Below are 16,778 nucleotides of genomic sequence, written 5' to 3' on the forward strand. Positions count from 1 at the left end.
AGGGCGCCGGAAGGCCCCTGACCGGCCGGCGGCGCCCCGGACGCGGCGCCGGCCCGATCCCTGACCCGAGGGCCCCGCCACCGCTGGTCCGGGCGGCGATCCGGCCCATATCGGGAGCATGCTCGACGCGCCCCTGCCGCACCGGACTTCCGAACTGCCCCGCCCGCCGATGACGGCGCGCGAGCGCACCCAGCTCGAAGCCTTCCTGGTGCTGCGGCGCAACCCGCTCGAACTCTGGGGCCCGGCGGCGTACCGCGAGGAGATCCTCCGGGGCCGCTTCCTCGGGCGCGAGCAGATCATGATCAACGCGCCGGACGCGATCCGCCACGTGCTCGTGGCCAACCACGAGAATTACGGCCGGAACATCGGCACAGTGCGCGTGCTGCAGCCCGTGCTCGGCACCGGCTTGTTCCTGGCTGAGGGCGAGGCGTGGCGGCACCACCGCCGCACGATGGCGCCGGCGCTCGCACCCCGGACTATGCCCATCCTCGCGCGCCACGTCGTCCTGGCGACGGAGGAGGCGGAGGTCGCGCTGGGACGGGCCGCCGGAGGGCGCCCGGTGGATCTGCTCCGGCACATGCAGAACCTGGCGTTGACCATCGCGGGCCGGTCCATGTTCTCGCTGGAGATGGCGGCGTTCGGCGACGAGTTGCGGGCCATGCTGCTGCGCTACGCCTTGGCTTACGCGCGACCGGGTTTCCTCGACCTGCTCCTCCCCGGTTCGGTGCGCTCGCCGCTGGACGTCGGCCGGGCCGCGTTCCGCAAGGAATGGCTGCGGTTCATCGACCGCCTGATCGACGCGCGGGAGCGGCAGGCCGAGAGGGCGCCAGCCGACAGGCCGCGCGACCTGTTCGACCTGCTCGCCGCGGCGCGCGACCCCGAAACCGGCGCGGGCTTCGACCGCGCGCAGCTCCGCGACGAGGTGGCGACGCTGATCATCGCCGGGCACGAAACCACGGCGGCGACGCTGTTCTGGGCCTGCTACGCGGCGGCGCGCCTGCCGGAGCACCAGGAGCGCATCGCCCAAGAGGCCGCGGCCCTCGACCTGTCGCCCGAGAACGCGTCGGCCGCGCTGAAGCGCCTGCCCTACACCCGCGCGCACCTGGACGAGACGCTGCGGCTTTACCCGCCGGCCTTCCTGATCGTCCGCGAGGCGATCGGGCCCGACACGATCGGCGGACGGCGGATCGCGCCCGGCACCGTGGTCAGCGTCTCGCCCTGGGTGCTGCACCGCCACCGCCGCCGCTGGCGCAACCCGGACGCCTTCGATCCGACGCGCTTCCTGCCCGGCGCGCCGGCGCCGGAGCGGTTCGCCTACATGCCCTTCGGCGCCGGCCCGCGCGTGTGCATCGGCGCACAATTCGCGCTGACGGAGGCGACGCTGGTGCTCGCGCGGCTGCTCCGCGCCTTCCGCATCGAGCCGTTCGGGAGCGGCACCGTCGTCCCGCGCGGCTTCGTCACCACGCAACCCGACCGCCCGATCCGGTTCCTGCTGTCCCGCCGCGCCCACTGAAGGGGGCGCCTCCCCCGTCTGGCCCGCCGACCTAGCCTCGCCGCCAACGGCGCGGAGCCGAAGTCCCGGAGGGAGGGAACCATGGGTCTGCAACGCCGCCGCGCCACCGTGGCCGGAGCCGCCGCGACGCTCCTTGCCGCCGCGGGGAATCCGGGGCCGTCCGCCGAGGACAGCGCGGCGGTCGGGCAGGCGGTGGATGCGCTGACGAAGGCGATGATCGAGGCCGATCGTCCGCGGTTGGAGTCGTTGACCGCCGACCGGTTGAGCTACGGCCATTGGTCGGGTCGGGTCGAGAACAGGAAGGAGTTCGTCGACAACCTCGTGTCGCGCGCCAGCGCGTTCCGTCGGATCGAGTCGAACGACCAGACGGTGTCCCTCGCCGGCGACGAAGCCATCGTCCGGCACCTCTTCGCCGGGGAGGCCGTCAACCCCGCCGGCCAAGTCACCCCGGTGCGGATCGGCGTGTCGCAGGTTTGGCAGAAGCAGGGCGGCGGTTGGAAGCTGCTCGCGCGCCAAGCATACCGCTTGTGAGCGGGTCCGGGCGAATGATTTGATCGTTTCGGTTGAGGCGGCGGGACGTGCATGCCGTGCCGCTCAGACAGGATCGTGTTCCGGCCGGGCGCGCGATCGCGTGAGGCCGGGTTCCTCTGTTTCGATTCGCGGGGTAGCAAGGTGGCGATGAAACGCCGCGCTTTGCTCTTCGGTGCCTTGGTCCCCGCGCCCGCGGCGATGGCGGGCGCGGCCCATGCCGCGCCCCGCCGGACCTCGCCGCAGCGGCGGGCGGGACCGGCGGCGCGACGCCTGCAACTCCGGCACGCGCACACTGGCGACCGGTTCTCCGGCGTTTACCACGACGGGCGGGCGGCCGATCCGGCCGCGATGGCCGATCTCTCCGCCGTTCTGGCCGACAGCCGCACCGGCGCGGTGCGCCTGTTCGACCCGCGCGCGATCGACGTGCTGTGGGAAGTGGCGCAGCGGGCCGGCGCTGGCGGGGGGGAGTTCCTCATCTACTCCGGCTACCGCACCCCGCAAACCAACGCGGCGGTAGACGGCGCGGGCGACAGCCAGCACCTGCGCGCGGCCGCGCTGGACATCCACGTGCCGGCCGAGCGGATGGAGAAGTTCTGGGACACCGCGTTGCGGCTCGGACTCGGGGGCGTCGGGGTGTACGCCCAGCGGGGTTTTGTCCACCTGGACAGCGGCCCGGTGCGGCATTGGGGCGACATCCCCTCCGACGCGCCGGTGGGGACGTCCGCCCGGGCGGCGCGGCGACCGGCGCCGCCGGACCCGCTCGCCCGCATGGCCGAAGCCTGGGCCTCGACGCGCGGGCGCTGACGTCCCGGCGGCCGGCCCCCTCAGGCGTGGAAAGCCTTTTCCAGCCTCGCCAGCATTTCCTTTTCGACCGATGAGGTCCTCGACCCGATGCCGAGGAGGCCGCCAGCCGCCCCGGCCACCTTGTGCGCGCGGTCCAGGAGGTCGGATTTGAGTTGCTTCTTGTCCACCTCGTTCAATCCTGGCGAGATGGCGCGGATGTAGTCGGTCCAGGCCGTTATCAGGTGCGGCGGCGGCCGGTTGGCGAGCCAGCGCTCGAGCAGTTGGCGGCCTTGCCCGTGCTCCTCCACGCCGACCTCCGCCGCCGCCGAGAGCACGGCGGCGCGCTCCCTGGCGTCCACCTCGCCATCGGCCCAGGCCACCAAGACCAACGGCGCCAAGGACAGCGCCGCCACCGTGGCGGCGTCCACCCCGAAGCCGACCAGCTTCTCCAGCACCGCGTCGTCGGTGATGCCGGACGCCGCGGCCAAAGCCTCCTTCTTCGACTTCTTCTCGTCGGCCTCCTTCAGCCGGCGCAGCAGCGCCTTGTCCTGCTCGGCGAAGAAGACCTCTTCCAGCGCGCGCTCCCTGTCGTGCAGGAATTCTTTGCTCATTCGGTCCTCCGCGACCCACCCGATGGCGGCGGGGCATCCAGGCCGTGGCCGGCCCGCGAGCGATCCGCCCGCGACGCCGCGCCCGGTCCTGGCCCTCGCCGGGACAGCGATCATACACGCCCTGCCCGTGGGCCGGGAGGGTGCGCGGCGGCGGCCCCCTCAGCGCGCCAGGAAGGCCCGCACCGGCTCCAGGGACCGCGCCGGCGCCTCCTCGTGCGGCACGTGGCCCAGGTCCGCAAAGGACACGGTGGCGCTGTCGGGCAAGACCTTGGCGTAGTCCGCGGCATTGGTGAACGGGACCAGGGCGTCCTTCTCGCCCCACACCAGCAACGTCGGCGCGCGTATGAGCCGCAGCAGCGGCTCCGGCTCCGGCAGCACGCTTTGCCCCACGCGCGCCAGGATCGCCCGGCGGACGCCGGGCGCGAGCAGCATGTCCCGGTAGCGGGCGTACACGCCTTCCGTCAGCACCGCCGGGTCGCCGTAGGCCCGGGCGAGCATCGGGCGCAGCAGGCGCTCCGGCAGGACGTAAGGAAGGAGCCGGGCCAGGAGCGGCACCTTGGGCGCCTTGCCGTACTCGCGGCCCGCGCTGGCGAAGCCGTCCGGCGCCATGAGCACGAGCTTGTCCACCCGCCCCGGCTCCTCCGCCGCGAAGACCCACGCCATCCGGCCGCCCATGGAACTGCCGACCACGCCGGCGCGCCGGATGCCCAACCCGTCCATGAGCGCGGCCAGCACGCGGACGGTGCGGGCGTCCGTATAGTCGCCGGTCGGGTCCGGGCCGGTCAGCCCGAAGCCCGGCAGGTCCAGGCGGACCACGCGGAAGCCGGCCTCCAACAGCCGCGCCCACTCCTCCCAGGTGTGCAAGCTGGCGCCGAAGCCGTGCAGCAGGAGCACCGCCGGGGCGTCCTTCGGGCCGGTGTCGCGGACGTGCACGCTCACGCCCGCAGCTTCCACGAACCGGCTGGGCGGGCCCGCGTACTTTGCCTCCAACGCGGCACGGGGCTTGTCCGGCGCGTAGAGCCATGCGCCCGCGCCGCCCAAGACCGCCACAAGGACCGCGGCGGCGATGATCGCGGCCATTCTCATCGATGCTCCCCGAACCCGAGTCCCCGCGGTTCAGGAGCGGCGACAGGCGGCCCGATCCGGCGGAGCCCCGATACATGTTGGGCGACCGGCCGTTGTCCATGGCCGTGGTCGGGTCGGGTCCGGGTGTTCGGCACCGATGCGAGGCACGGTCCCCCTCCCCTCGCGGTACCGCCGCCCCAGGCGCGTCCCGCGCGTTGCCGGCGCGCCGCATCGCCGCCATGTTGCGCCGATGGACGGGTCGCGGAGTCTGGCACACGCATGGCGCTTTACACCCCGAAGCCCCCCGCTATGGCGGCCCGGCCCCGAATCAGCGAGCCGTTAGCCGCCGGCCGCTCGGCGCCACCACGACCCGCGGCGGGACGCCCCTCCCCTTGTCCAACGTGCTCTTCGTCCGCCGCCGGGCCGGAGGCGTCCCGGTCGTGATCCGTCTGCACAAGGACGACCTGCCCGACGGGCTCGACCTCGGGCCGGCCGTCGCCGTCGACACGGAGACGATGGGTCTCAACCCGCACCGCGACCGGCTCTGCTTGGTGCAGCTTTCCGCGGGAGACGGCGACGCGCACCTTGTCCAGATCGTGCCCCCGTCACTCGGCGGGCGCGGCGCGGACTGCCCCAACCTCAAGCGCCTGCTGTCCGATCCGGCCGTCACCAAGCTGTTCCACTTCGCCCGCTTCGACTGCGCCGCGCTGCGCCAGCACCTCGGAACCGCGGTGGCGCCGGTGGTTTGCACCAAGGTCGCGGCCAAGCTCGTCCGCACCTTCACCGACCGGCATGGGCTGAAGGACCTGTGCCGGGAGCTGCTCGGGGTCGAGATCTCGAAGCAGCAGCAGAGCTCGGACTGGGGCGCGCCGGAGCTGTCGCCCGAGCAGCTCGCCTACGCCGCTTCCGACGTGCTGCACCTCCACGCGCTCTGGGAGCGGCTGGAAGGGCTGTTGCGGCGCGAGGGGCGATTGGAGTTGGCGCAAGCGTGCTTCCGATTCCTGCCCACGCGGGGGGAACTGGACCTGCTCGGTTACGACGAGCCGGACATCTTCTCGCACTGAAGCCGTTCGGGAGTGAGCCGGGGCGCGCGGAGTGCGCTTCCGCACACCCGGTCGGCGGGCACCCGCGCAAGGTGGGCGCGCGCGGCAGGGGCGGGGCCGCGGACCGGCCGGCCGCCAGCGGCCGGCCCCGCCGCTCCCGGGAGGTTTCGACATGCCCGACGCCGAGCCCATCCGCGATCCGCTGTCGCGCGAAGGCCTGCAACGCCTCGTCGCCGACTGTTCGCTGCTGCTCGATTACTTGAGCCGCGCCCCCGATGCCCGTTTGGACTGGTGCTTCGACGAGACGCGCGGGCGCGCCACCGGAATCCCGCCGGCGCGGCTGGCGGCGCCCCCCGACCAGACCAAGACGAAGTCGGAGTTCTTCGAGCACCTGACCCGCTTGGCGGCGCGCGTGCGGGACGCCGGGAGCGACGAATTCCCGCTCGACCCGGCCGAGGTCGCCCTGCTCCTCACGAGCCGCGACTTCCTCAGCGCGATGGCTTGGCCCTCGACCGTGGAAACCATACGGGTGACGCAAGCCTACTGCGCGGAACGGCGGCGCCGCTGGGAGCCGTTGTGGCCGCGCATCGCCGCCCGGTTCCGCGCCGGGGCGCGGGGCGGTGGCGCCGACGATGCCGGCGACGGCGACCGCGCCGGCTTCTACGGCCGGCGGATCGCGCGGCGGCGCGACAAGTACCAGATGGGGCTGGTCGCCCTCGTCGCGCTGACCGTGTGGCTCTCCTACGAAACGCTGGTCGGGCAGCGCCTGATCGCCGAAGCGCAGCGCTTCACGCAGACCTGGTCGAAGCACGAAGAGGCCGTGCAGAGAGCCAGCCGCGACGCCGTGGCGCTGGTGCGGGGGCTGCACCACGTCGAACCGTCGCGCGAGCCCCAGCCGGGCTTCCAGCGCTATTGCGAGTACGTGCTCCTCGCGCCGTGGGGCGGCGGCGGCAGTGGGCAACGCGTCGCGTCCACCGAACCGACCTTCACCGGCGGCCAAGCGGCCGCACCGGCAGTCCTGCGCGAGTTCTTCATCGACTTCGAGCACCAACGCCTTTGTGACAAGGACGACGACCTGCGGAGCCAAGCCGCCACCTTGGGGCAGGCTTTCCAGGGCTGGACCAGGGACATCATGCCGGTGGTCGGCGTGCTCGGGCTGCCTGGCGACGTGTATGGCGACGTCCGCGCCGCTGTCTGCGCCGCGCGGCTCTGGCTGACCGGCGGGTGGAAGGGCGCCTGGGAAGACTGGGAGCGGGCCTTGGGGGCGGCCCGGGCCCACCGCGCGCCGGAGCCGCCGCGGCCTTGCGCGGCCGGCCCGACCGCGCCGCCGCCGCGCCAACGCGCCGCGGCGGCGGCCAGGGAACGGTCGCGCGAGACCCTGCCCCCCACGGACGCCCTGCATTTCTGGCTGGTGAGGACCGAGGTAGTGACGGGCGGCATGCTCGCCCACCTCCTGCCGTGCCTTTACGCGATGCTAGGGGCGCTGGCCTCCATGTTCCGGCGGCTCGGCGAGCGCGTGCAGGCGGAGGCGCTGTCGATCGCTGACCACGGCGCGATGCGGATGACGCTGATCCTCGGTGTGCTCGCGGGCGCCATCATCGGGCTTTTCGTCGGCCAGATCCCCGCCGACGACTCGGGCTCGACCCTGACGCTGGCCGGTTTGGCCCTGCTCGCCGGGTACGCGGTGGACCGCCTGTTCAATCTCTTCGACGGGCTGTCGGTCCGGCTTTTCGGGGAGTCGTCGTCCGAGATGCCCAGGCTGCGCTGACCGGCCTGTCGTGCTTCAACGGACGGCGGGGCGGGTGCGCGACGCACCCATCCGAAGCATAACGACCACATTGTGGCACGATTTTTGTCCATGCTGCGACGCAGCGTTGACCCTCGCAACGGACGGTCCCATACACAGCGCCGTGGATCTGCCCTTGCACCATCTTCCGGCGGCGCCCGCCAAGGCCGGCCTCGACGATCTCGCCGTGGCCCGCCGCGTGCTCGACCAAGAGGCCCAAGGGCTGGCGATGCTCGGCCGCGCCCTCGACGCCGGCAGCTTCGGCCGGGCCGTCGGCCTGCTGGCCGGGGCCACAGGCCGGGTCGTGGTGTCCGGTATGGGCAAGTCCGGCCACGTGGCGCGCAAGATCGCCGCGACCCTGGCCTCCACCGGCACCCCGGCCCTGTTCGTGCATCCCGCGGAGGCGAGTCACGGCGACCTCGGCATGATCGTGCCGGGCGACGCGGTGTTGGCCTTGTCCAACTCCGGCGAGACGCCGGAACTCGCCGACCTCGTGGCGCACGCCCGGCGGTTCGGCATACCGCTCGTCGCCATTACCGGCCGGACCGGCAGCGCCCTCGCCCGCGCCGCCGACCAAGCGCTGCTGCTGCCGCCGGCGCCCGAGGCCTGCCCGCTCGGCTTGGCGCCCACCACCTCCACCACCATGCAACTCGCGCTCGGCGACGCGTTGGCGGTGGCGCTGCTCACGCGGCGCGGCTTCGACGCGGCGGACTTCCGCGTGTTCCACCCCGGCGGCCGGCTCGGTGCGCGGCTGTCGCGCGTGCGCGACCTGATGCACACGGGCGCCGAGATGCCGTTGGCGCCGCCGGACACGCGCATGGACGCGGCGCTGGTGGCGATGACGGCCAAGCGCTTCGGCTGCCTCGGCGTGGTCGAGGACAACCGGCTGGTGGGCATCATCACCGACGGCGACCTCCGCCGTGCGCTGGATCCAGGCAAGGAGGGCGCCGCGCCGCGGACGGACCTCCTGAACAGCGCCGCCGCCGCCGTGATGACCCGGTCGCCCCGCACCATTGGGCCCGACGCGCTCGCGGCCGAGGCGCTCCGGGTGATGGAGCAGCGCTCCATCACCGCCCTCTTCGTCGTGGACGCGGACGGCGCGCCGGTTGGCATCCTGCACATCCACGACCTCCTTCGGGCGGGCGTGGCATGAGCACGACCCTGCCCGGCGACGGCCGGCCTTTCGAAGCGCCCGCGCGCGCCCCGGCGCCGCTCCCGGCTCGCAACCACCTCCCGCCGTCGCGGCAGCGGCGTTCGCCGCGGCCGGGGCAACTCGCCCGCCGCCGCATCCTGGTGGGCTTGGCCAAGCGCCTGCTGCCGGCCCTGGCCCTCGCGCTGCTCGCCGTGGTGGTGTTCTGGCCGGAGATCGAAGGCAACGAGGACCGTTCGCGCGTGTCGTTCCGCCGCAGCGCGCAGCCGCGTGCGGAGTCGCTCCGGGTGCTCTCGCCGCGGTACCAGGACGTGGACGAGATGAGCCGCCCCTACACCGTCACAGCGCGTGTCGCGCAGCAGCTCGGCGCCGAGCAGATCCTCGACCTGGAAGCGCCGCGCGCCGACATGGTGCTGACGGACGGCGGCTGGGTCCACATCAGCGCCGACACCGGCCGCTACGACCGGCCGCGGCACCACCTGGACCTGGCCGGCGACGTCACGGTCCACCACGACAACGGCATGCGGTTCCGCACGCCGGAAGCGGCCGTGGAGATCGAGGCGGGCACGGCCAGCGGCGACGCGCCGGTCTCGGCGCAGGGCCCGTTCGGCACCATCGAGGCCGAGGGCTTCCGGTTGAAGGAGCGGGGCGCCGTGGTGATCTTCACCGGCCGCGCGCACGCCGTGCTGGAAGGCGGGCCCGAATGAGGCGGAACCTCCCCTTCCCCCTCGCCTTGGCGGCGCTCTGCTGGGCCGGTTCCGCCGCCGCGCAAGGCATCGACCTGTCGCGGGGCGGACCGGTGGACGTCACGGCCAAAGACGGCATCGAGTGGCGCCAAGCGGACCAAGTGGTCATCGGGCGCGGCGACGCGCGGGCTGTGCGGGGCGGCGTGGCCGTGGACGCCGACCGGCTGATGGCACGCTACCGCCCGTCGCGCGGCCGCGCCGCCGCCGCCGCCGCGCCGACGGGCGGGCCTAACCCGTCGGCGCCCGAAGCCGCGCTCGGCGGCGGCAGCGAGATCTGGCGGCTGGAAGCGGAAGGCGACGTCCGCATCGCCACCGCCACCGACACCGCGCGCGGCGACCGCGCGGTGTACGACATCGACCAAGCGGTGCTGGTGCTGACCGGGCGCGACCTGTCGCTCAACTCGGCGCAGCAGGTCATCACCGCCCGCGACAGCCTGGAATACTGGAGCGCGAAGCGCATGGCCGTGGCGCGCGGGGACGCGGTGGTGGTGGACCGGCAGGAGAACCGGCGCGTCCGCGCCGACACGCTGGTCGCCTACTTCCTGGAAGACGCGCCGTCGGGCACGGCCAACGCGCCGCCGCCACAGCAGCAGCGGCCCGTCCGCCCCGCGGCCGCCGCGTCGGGGGCGCGAGACGCCCCGGGCGCCGGGCGCATCGACCGGGTGGAGGGCTTCGGCAACGTCGAGATCCGCACCGCGACGGAGGTGGTGCGCGGCGACCGGGGCGTGTACAGCCCGGCCACCTGCATGGCGCGGCTGGTGGGGAACGTGCGCATCACCCGCGGCGAGAACCAGCTCAACGGCCGCGAAGCGATCGTGGACGTGTGCAAGGGCGTGGCGCGCTTGGTCTCGGCGCCGGGGGAGCGGGTGCAAGGCTTGATCCAACCGAACCAGGAAGAGGGCGCCGCCGGCGGCGGCGCGTCGTCCCCTGCCCCCAACGCAGCCCCTTCCGGGCGACCCCGCCGATGAACGTGCAACCCGCCGCGGCCCCGGTCGCCGGCCCGGCGCTCCGCGCCGTCGCCGGCGAGGGCGGGCTGTCGGCCACCGGTTTGGGCAAGCGCTACCGCAAGCGACCGGTGGTGCGGAACGTCTCCGTCAGCCTCCGGCGCGGCGAGGCGGTGGGGCTGCTCGGCCCGAACGGCGCCGGCAAGACCACCACCTTCTACATGATCACCGGCCTGGTGCAGCCCGACGAGGGCACGGTGACGATGGACGGGCACGACGTGACCCGCTTGCCGATGTACCGGCGCGCCCGCCTCGGCCTCGGCTACCTGCCACAGGAGGCCTCGATCTTCCGCGGCCTCAACGTGGAGGACAACATCCGCGCCGCCCTGGAGGTGGTGGAGCCGGTGCGGGACCGGCGCGAGCAGATGCTGGACGCGCTGCTCGCCGAGTTCGGCATCGCCCACCTCCGGCGCACCCCGGCCCTGGCGCTGTCGGGCGGCGAGCGGCGGCGCTGCGAGATCGCGCGGGCGCTGGCCACTCACCCTTCGTACATCCTTTTGGACGAACCTCTGGCGGGCATCGACCCGATCGCGGTGGGAGAGATCCGCGATCTGGTCAAGCACCTGAAGAACAGGGGCATCGGCGTGCTGATAACCGACCACAACGTCCGGGAAACGCTGGAGATCATCGACCGCGCCTACATCCTCCACGAGGGTCAGGTGCTCATGGAAGGCGAGCCACGCGACATCGTGGCGCACGAGGGGGTCCGCCGAGTCTACCTGGGCGACCGCTTCAGCCTGTGAACGCCATGCACCTGCTGGCCCCCCGCCTCGACCTGCGGCAGTCCCAGGCGCTGGTGATGACGCCGCAACTGCGGCAGGCCATCAAGCTGTTGCAGTCCTCCAACCTCGAAGTGGCCGCCTTCGTCGACGAGGAATTGGAGCGCAACCCGCTCCTGGAACGCGACGAGTGGCGGGAGCCGGCCGGCCCCGGGGAGGACGAAGGCCGACCGGCCGACGCGCCGCTCCCGGCGGCGCTCGCCGACTGCCACGCCGCCATCGTCTCAGACGCGCTCCCCGCCGACGGCGCCGCGCCACTCGACGCTGAATGGCGCGACCTCCACGGCACGGACGGGCACGGCGCCGGTTACGACGGCGGCGCCCAGACCCACTACGGCCGCGGCGGGCGCGCCGACTTCTCCGACGACCCCGGCGGCGTCGAGGACATGGCCGGCACCGGGCGCTCCCTGCGCGAGCACCTGGGGGAGCAGGTCCGGCTCGGCTTCTCCGATCCCGCCGACCGGCTGATCGCCGCGGCCCTGCTCGCCCTCGTCGATCCGGCCGGGAGGCTGGCCGCGGCGGACGACGCGCTCGCGGCGGCGCTCGGGTGCGAGGCGCCGCGCGTGGCCGCCGTCCGCGCGCGGATGCAGCGCTTCGACCCGGTGGGCATGTTCTGCCGCGACCTGCGCGAGTGCTTGGCCGTGCAGCTCGCGGAGCGGGACCGGCTGGATCCTGCCATGCGCGCGCTGCTCGACAACCTCGACCTACTGGCGAAGCGCGACCGGGCCGGGCTGATGCGCCTCTGCGGCGTGGACGCCGAGGACCTGGCCGACATGGCCGCCGAGATCCGCCGGCTCGACCCGAAGCCGGGCGCGTCCTTCGACGCGGCGCCGGCGCCGGCGTTGGTGCCGGACGTGCTGATGCGCCGCGCGCCGGACGGCGGTTGGGCGCTGGAACTCAACCCGGACACGCTGCCGCGCGTGCTGGTGAACCGCGGCTTCCACGCCCGCGCCCTGCTGGGCGCCCGCTCGCGCGACGACCGGACCTTCCTGACCGAACGGCTCCAAAGCGCCAACTGGCTCATCAAGAGCCTGGAGCAGCGCGCCGGCACCATCCTGAAGGTGGCGGCGGCGATCGTCGCCCGCCAGGAAGGCTTCTTCCGGCACGGCGTGGGCCACCTCCGCCCGCTCATCCTGCGCGACGTCGCCGACGAGGTCTCCCTGCACGAGAGCACCGTCAGCCGCGTGACCGCGAACAAGCACATTGCGACGCCCCGCGGCACCTTCGAGCTGAAATACTTCTTCACCACCGCCATCGCCGGCACGGGCGGCGGCGAAAGCCACAGCGCCGAGGCGGTGCGGCACCGCATACGCGCGCTCGTGGACGCCGAGGACCCGGCGGCGGTGCTGTCCGACGACACGATCGTCGAGCGGTTGCGGCAGGAAGGCGTGGACATCGCCCGGCGGACCGTGGCCAAATACAGGGATGCGTTGCGGATACCGAGTTCGATGCAACGCAAGCGGGAAAAGGCCGTCCCGGCCTGAAGTGTCTCCGGCGCCGCGCGGGTCCTCCGCGGGCGCCGCCGCCGGCAGCGGACCGGGCGGTCCTTCGCCGCGATGGCAGAAGGAGAAGAATCCCACATGCACATCACCGTCGCAGGCAAGCAGGTCGAAACCGGCGAAGCGCTGAAGACGCACGTCCGGGACGGGCTGGGCGCGATAGCGAAGAAGTACTTCGACCACGCGCTCGAAGCCAACGTGACCTTCCGCCGCGACGCCAAGGGACGGCTTGGCGCCTTCAACTGCGACATCAACCTCAAGGCCGGCCGCAACCTCTTCGTCCGCGGCGAGGGCGAGGGCCCCGACGCGCACCGCGCCTTCGAGGTGGCGGCGGAGCACGTGGCCAAACGACTGCGACGCTACCGAAGGAAGGTGAACGACCACGCCCGCGGCCTGGCCGAAGAGCGGGCCGGAGCGGCCGAGACCGCGCCGCAGTACGTGGTCTCCCCCGCGGACGACGAGAACGACGAAGCCGCCGCGGCGGCGTCCGCCCCCAACGGCGCGGACGGCCACGGCGGCGTAGAAGGGCACGGCGCGATCGTCGCGGAGCAACCGGCCGAGATCGCGCGGTTGTCCTTGAGCGAGGCCGTGATGCGCCTCGACTTGGCGCAGATGCCCGCCCTGCCCTTCCGCAACAGCGGCTCCGGCGCGATCAACTTGGTGTACCGGCGCACGGACGGCTGCATCGGCTGGATCGACCTGCCGCCCGGCTGAGACGGAGGCCAGCGGCGGCCGGTGTCGGAACCGCCGGTTCCGGCTCGGCTCGCCGCGGTGGGCCCGAACCGATGACGGAACCGGGGCGCCGGCCGAGTTCCGCGGGCGCCGTCGTGCCGGCCTATGTGGGGCCTGCTTCGAAAAGCAGGTCCCACACCGCCCTACGGCGTCAGTGAACCAACGCCGGTTCCATCTCGTGTTGGAGGATGGCGGCGACCGCCAAGTCGGCGCTCGGCGCGGCGCCGATCGGGGTTCCGTCGGCGGCGTGGATGGCCATGGCCTTGACGCCGTTCACCACCACCGGACGGATGTAGGCGATATCCTGCGCGCCGAAGCCCGCCCAGTCGGCCACGGAGATGTCTTTGAGGTGCTCAGGCGCTCCGGCCGGGGTGTCGTTACGGTTCATGTCAGAAACTCCTTTCCGCACGGCCGCATGGGGCCCGTGCGATGGATGGCGGGGCTTCGGGCGCGGCGAGCGGCGGTCAGGCCTCGCCAGCGCCCCCCTCGACCAAGGACCTGGTGGCCCCGTTGGTCGTCTTGTTGATCTCGATGCGCTTGACCCGGACCTCCGGTTGCGGCCGGCGCAGCTCGACGTGCAACAGGCCGTTGTCGAGCCAAGCGCCTTCGACCTCGATCCCCTCCGCGAGCACGAAGGCCCGTTGGAACTGACGCGCGGCGATGCCGCGGTGGAGGAAGACGCGCCCCTCGGAGTCGTCGGCTTGGCGCCCCCGGATGACGAGCTGGTTGTCTTCCTGGGTGATCTGGAGGTCGTCCATGGCGAAGCCGGCCACCGCGAGGGTGATGCGGAGCCGGCCTTCGGCCATCTGCTCTATGTTGTACGGGGGGTAGCCGTCGGAGCTCTTGCCTACCCGATCCAGCATTTGCTCGAGGTGGTCGAAGCCCAGGAACAAGGGCGAGCCGAAGACGGACGGGCGCGACATGCGGTGGCCTCCTCGAAGAGAGCGAAGCGTGCGGCCGGGCCCGAAGCACCCGGCCGCAGCGTCCATGTCGTAACCTCGTCCGGTTGTTGCAAGGGGGCCGTTGCGGGACCGTGTGTTGCGCTCGGGAGCCGCGGCGCGTAGATGCCCGCCCCGGCTTCCGCCTCCAGCACCGCATCCATGACAGACCCCGACGACATCCCACCCATCCTGCTGTTTCCCGACCCGCACCTGCGGGCCAAGGCCCGCCCGGTCGGCCCGGCGGACGCCAACGTCGTGCGCGACCTCGCGCCAAGGATGCTGGAGGCGATGTACCGCGCGCCCGGTATCGGTTTGGCCGCGCCGCAGGTGGGGGTAGACCTGCGCTTGGTGGTGGTGGACCTCCAGCGCGACGACCGGCGTGAGCCGATGGTGCTGGTCAACCCGGAGGTGGTGGCCGCCAGCGCCGAGGAGGCGGTGCGGGAGGAAGGGTGCCTGTCCCTGCCCGGCCACTACGCAGAGGTGTCGCGGCCGGCGCGGGTCAAGCTCCGCTACCACGACCTGTCCGGCGCCCGGCGCGAGGTGGAAGGGGACGGGCTGCTCGCCGCCTGCCTCCAGCACGAGGTGGACCACCTCGACGGGGTGCTGTTCGTGGACCACCTGAGCCCGCTCAAGCGCAACATGATCCTCCGTCGCATCGCGAAAGAGCGCAAGCAGCAGGTGCGGGGATGAGCGGGGCGGGACTGGCGGCACCGCGGCTGCGCCTCGCTTTCCTCGGCAGCCCGGACTTCTCGGTGCCCACGCTCCGCGCCCTCCACGCGGCGGGGCACGAGATCGCGGCCGTCTACTGCCAACCGCCCCGCCCCGCCGGCCGCGGCAAGCACGAGGCGCGCTGCCCCGTCCACCGGCTGGCGGAGGAGGAACTGGGCCTGCCGGTCCGCGCCCCGGCGCGGCTCCGGGGCAACGCGGGGGAGCACGCCTTCTTCGCGGGACTCGGGCTCGACGCGGCGGTGGTGGTCGCCTACGGGCTGATCCTGCCGGCGCCCATGCTGGACGCGCCCCGGCTCGGTTGCTTCAACATACACGCCTCCCTGCTGCCGCGCTGGCGCGGCGCGGCGCCGATCCACGCCGCGCTGCTGGCCGGCGACGCGGAAACCGGCGTCACCATCATGCGGATGGACGAGGGCCTCGACACCGGCCCGATCCTGCTCCAGCGCGCCGTGCCGATCGGGCCGCGCTCGAGGAACCCGGAACTGCACGACGTCCTCGCGGCGCTCGGCGCGGAGATGGCGCTGGAGGCGCTGGCAGCCGACCCGCCCTCCAGCCCGCAGCCGGCCGAGGGCGCCACCACCGCGCCCAAGCTCTCCAAGGCGGACGGCAAGCTGGACTGGCGGCAAGACGCCGCGTTCCTCGACCGCAAGGTGCGCGCATTCGAGCCGTGGCCCGGCACCTTCTTCGAGCACGAGGGCACCGCCATCCGCGTGCTGGAGGCCGAGCCGGCGCCGGCGCCGCCCCCGGCCAGGGCGCCGGCGCCCCCCGGCACGGTGCTGGACGGGCTTCCCACCGTGGCCTGCGGGACCGGCGCGCTCCGCCTGCTCCGGCTGCAACGGCCGGGCCGCGCGCCGATGTCCGCGGAGGAGTTCCTGCGCGGATACGCCTTGCCCCCCGGCACGGTGCTGGGGTGACGACGCGGCGGCGCTACGCGTTGACCCTGGAGTACGACGGCGCGCCCTTTGTCGGCTGGCAGCGGCAGGACAACGGGCTTTCGGTGCAGCAGGTGCTGGAAGAGGCGGCGGCCCGGTTGAACAACGGCGTCCCGCCCCTCGCGGTGGCGGCCGGCCGCACCGACGCCGGGGTCCATGCAGAGGGGCAGGTGGCGGAAATCGAGATCGCCGCGGGGGAGCTGCCGCCGGAGCGGGTGCGGGAGGCGCTGAATTTCCACACGCGCCCGCATCCCGTTTCCGCGGTGCGCGCCGCCGTCGCGCCGGAGGGCTGGAGCGCGCGCTTCTCCGCGGTGCGGCGCGGCTACCGCTACCGCATCCTGAACCGCCGCGCCCGGCCGGCGCTCGACATCGGGCGGGTGTGGCACGTGCAGGGAAGGCTCGACACGGAGGCGATGCACGCGGCGGCGCAGGCGCTGCTCGGCCGGCACGACTTCTCGGCCTTCCGCGCCGCCTCCTGCCAAGCGAAGACGGCGGAGCGCACGCTGGACCGGCTGGACGTGAGCCGGCTGGGCGACGAGGTGGTGGTGACGGCGGAGGCGCGGAGCTTCCTGCACCACCAGGTCCGCAACCTGGTCGGCACGCTGGCGATGGTGGGCCTCGGGCGCCGCGGGCCGGAATGGCCGCGCCGGGTGCTGGACGGGCGCGACCGCACACGGGCCGGGCAGACGGCGCCGGCGGAGGGGCTGTGCTTCGTGTTCGTGCGCTACAACGTCGAGCCGGAGTGGACCTGAGCGGGGGATGGCGGCTCCGGCCCGCGCCACCCCACCGCCCTGCCCCTTACGCTCCTGCGTGATCACCCGCCCTGGACGATCGTTCTCGGACAAATGGCGCGGCTCGGGCGTGGACGGCGGGATTGTAGCTGTTGGGCATTGGAAGCGCGAACTTTCCCGCAATCGGCGACAATGGACGGCGC

At 73.3% G+C, this 16,778-nt stretch carries 18 protein-coding genes; 14 read left to right on the forward strand and 4 right to left on the reverse strand.

The window, feature by feature from the left end:
• The first annotated feature begins 118 nt into the window (after nucleotides 1-118).
• The 3 genes from ABD067_RS05180 to ABD067_RS05190 all read left to right on the forward strand — a co-directional run bounded on the left by ABD067_RS05180 (nucleotide 119) and on the right by ABD067_RS05190 (nucleotide 2,848).
• Nucleotides 119-1,513: a cytochrome P450 gene (locus ABD067_RS05180; RefSeq protein WP_343894101.1), complete on the forward strand. Its 1,395-nt coding sequence runs from the start codon at nucleotides 119-121 to the stop codon at nucleotides 1,511-1,513.
• 81 nt (nucleotides 1,514-1,594) lie between these two features.
• Nucleotides 1,595-2,044 (forward strand): nuclear transport factor 2 family protein, encoded by a 450-nt coding sequence (locus tag ABD067_RS05185; RefSeq protein ID WP_343894102.1) that lies wholly within the window; start codon nucleotides 1,595-1,597, stop codon nucleotides 2,042-2,044.
• 147 nt (nucleotides 2,045-2,191) lie between these two features.
• Entirely contained in the window at nucleotides 2,192-2,848 is a 657-nt protein-coding gene (locus tag ABD067_RS05190) for a YcbK family protein (RefSeq protein ID WP_343894103.1), read from the forward strand.
• Between the two features lie 20 nt (nucleotides 2,849-2,868).
• On the opposite strand, the gene ABD067_RS05195 is transcribed toward ABD067_RS05190, so the two are convergent.
• Nucleotides 2,869-3,438, reverse strand: coding sequence for a hypothetical protein (locus ABD067_RS05195; protein ID WP_343894104.1), 570 nt, complete (start codon nucleotides 3,436-3,438; stop codon nucleotides 2,869-2,871).
• A 159-nt stretch (nucleotides 3,439-3,597) separates the two neighbouring features.
• Complete coding sequence (locus tag ABD067_RS05200) at nucleotides 3,598-4,377, reverse strand: alpha/beta fold hydrolase (RefSeq protein WP_343894105.1); 780 nt, start codon at nucleotides 4,375-4,377, stop codon at nucleotides 3,598-3,600.
• Between the two features lie 566 nt (nucleotides 4,378-4,943).
• Here ABD067_RS05200 and ABD067_RS05205 point away from each other — a divergent pair.
• The 8 genes from ABD067_RS05205 (at nucleotide 4,944) to hpf (ending at nucleotide 13,224) form a co-directional block, all read left to right on the forward strand.
• Nucleotides 4,944-5,567, forward strand: a complete 624-nt coding sequence (locus tag ABD067_RS05205) for a ribonuclease D (RefSeq protein ID WP_343894106.1) — start codon at nucleotides 4,944-4,946, stop codon at nucleotides 5,565-5,567.
• A gap of 151 nt (nucleotides 5,568-5,718) precedes the next feature.
• Nucleotides 5,719-7,314: a hypothetical protein gene (locus ABD067_RS05210; RefSeq protein WP_343894107.1), complete on the forward strand. Its 1,596-nt coding sequence runs from the start codon at nucleotides 5,719-5,721 to the stop codon at nucleotides 7,312-7,314.
• A 154-nt stretch (nucleotides 7,315-7,468) separates the two neighbouring features.
• Complete coding sequence (locus tag ABD067_RS05215; protein WP_343894108.1) at nucleotides 7,469-8,485, forward strand: KpsF/GutQ family sugar-phosphate isomerase; 1,017 nt, start codon at nucleotides 7,469-7,471, stop codon at nucleotides 8,483-8,485.
• Nucleotides 8,482-9,189 (forward strand): LPS export ABC transporter periplasmic protein LptC, encoded by a 708-nt coding sequence (gene lptC / locus ABD067_RS05220; protein ID WP_343894109.1) that lies wholly within the window; start codon nucleotides 8,482-8,484, stop codon nucleotides 9,187-9,189. Before ABD067_RS05215 ends, lptC begins: the two co-directional genes overlap by 4 nt.
• Nucleotides 9,186-10,196: an LptA/OstA family protein gene (locus ABD067_RS05225; RefSeq protein ID WP_343894110.1), complete on the forward strand. Its 1,011-nt coding sequence runs from the start codon at nucleotides 9,186-9,188 to the stop codon at nucleotides 10,194-10,196. The genes lptC and ABD067_RS05225 overlap by 4 nt, the downstream gene beginning before the upstream one ends.
• Nucleotides 10,193-10,975: an LPS export ABC transporter ATP-binding protein gene (gene lptB, locus ABD067_RS05230; RefSeq protein ID WP_343894111.1), complete on the forward strand. Its 783-nt coding sequence runs from the start codon at nucleotides 10,193-10,195 to the stop codon at nucleotides 10,973-10,975. Before ABD067_RS05225 ends, lptB begins: the two co-directional genes overlap by 4 nt.
• A 5-nt stretch (nucleotides 10,976-10,980) precedes the next feature.
• Nucleotides 10,981-12,495 (forward strand): RNA polymerase factor sigma-54, encoded by a 1,515-nt coding sequence (rpoN, locus tag ABD067_RS05235; protein WP_343894112.1) that lies wholly within the window; start codon nucleotides 10,981-10,983, stop codon nucleotides 12,493-12,495.
• A gap of 96 nt (nucleotides 12,496-12,591) precedes the next feature.
• Nucleotides 12,592-13,224, forward strand: coding sequence for a ribosome hibernation-promoting factor, HPF/YfiA family (gene hpf, locus ABD067_RS05240; protein ID WP_343894113.1), 633 nt, complete (start codon nucleotides 12,592-12,594; stop codon nucleotides 13,222-13,224).
• Nucleotides 13,225-13,393: 169 nt separating this feature from the next.
• On the opposite strand, the gene ABD067_RS05245 is transcribed toward hpf, so the two are convergent.
• Together ABD067_RS05245 and ABD067_RS05250 are read right to left on the reverse strand one after the other, a co-directional pair.
• The gene (locus tag ABD067_RS05245) at nucleotides 13,394-13,630 is read right to left on the reverse strand and encodes a DUF1150 family protein (protein WP_343894114.1); all 237 of its coding nucleotides are present in this window, start codon (nucleotides 13,628-13,630) and stop codon (nucleotides 13,394-13,396) included.
• A 76-nt stretch (nucleotides 13,631-13,706) separates the two neighbouring features.
• Entirely contained in the window at nucleotides 13,707-14,165 is a 459-nt protein-coding gene (locus ABD067_RS05250) for an Hsp20 family protein (protein WP_343894115.1), read from the reverse strand.
• Nucleotides 14,166-14,342: 177 nt separating this feature from the next.
• On the opposite strand from ABD067_RS05250, the gene def reads away from it, so the two are divergent.
• From def to truA, 3 genes are read left to right on the forward strand one after another with little or no spacing between them, the layout of a single operon-like run.
• Nucleotides 14,343-14,873: a peptide deformylase gene (gene def, locus ABD067_RS05255; RefSeq protein ID WP_343894116.1), complete on the forward strand. Its 531-nt coding sequence runs from the start codon at nucleotides 14,343-14,345 to the stop codon at nucleotides 14,871-14,873.
• Nucleotides 14,874-14,899: 26 nt separating this feature from the next.
• Nucleotides 14,900-15,826 (forward strand): methionyl-tRNA formyltransferase, encoded by a 927-nt coding sequence (fmt, locus tag ABD067_RS05260; protein ID WP_343894186.1) that lies wholly within the window; start codon nucleotides 14,900-14,902, stop codon nucleotides 15,824-15,826.
• Complete coding sequence (gene truA, locus ABD067_RS05265; protein WP_343894117.1) at nucleotides 15,823-16,596, forward strand: tRNA pseudouridine(38-40) synthase TruA; 774 nt, start codon at nucleotides 15,823-15,825, stop codon at nucleotides 16,594-16,596. Before fmt ends, truA begins: the two co-directional genes overlap by 4 nt.
• Nucleotides 16,597-16,778: the final 182 nt, after the last annotated feature.

This window comes from Craurococcus roseus, assembly GCF_039523795.1.
GTDB classification, from domain to species: domain Bacteria; phylum Pseudomonadota; class Alphaproteobacteria; order Acetobacterales; family Acetobacteraceae; genus Craurococcus; species Craurococcus roseus.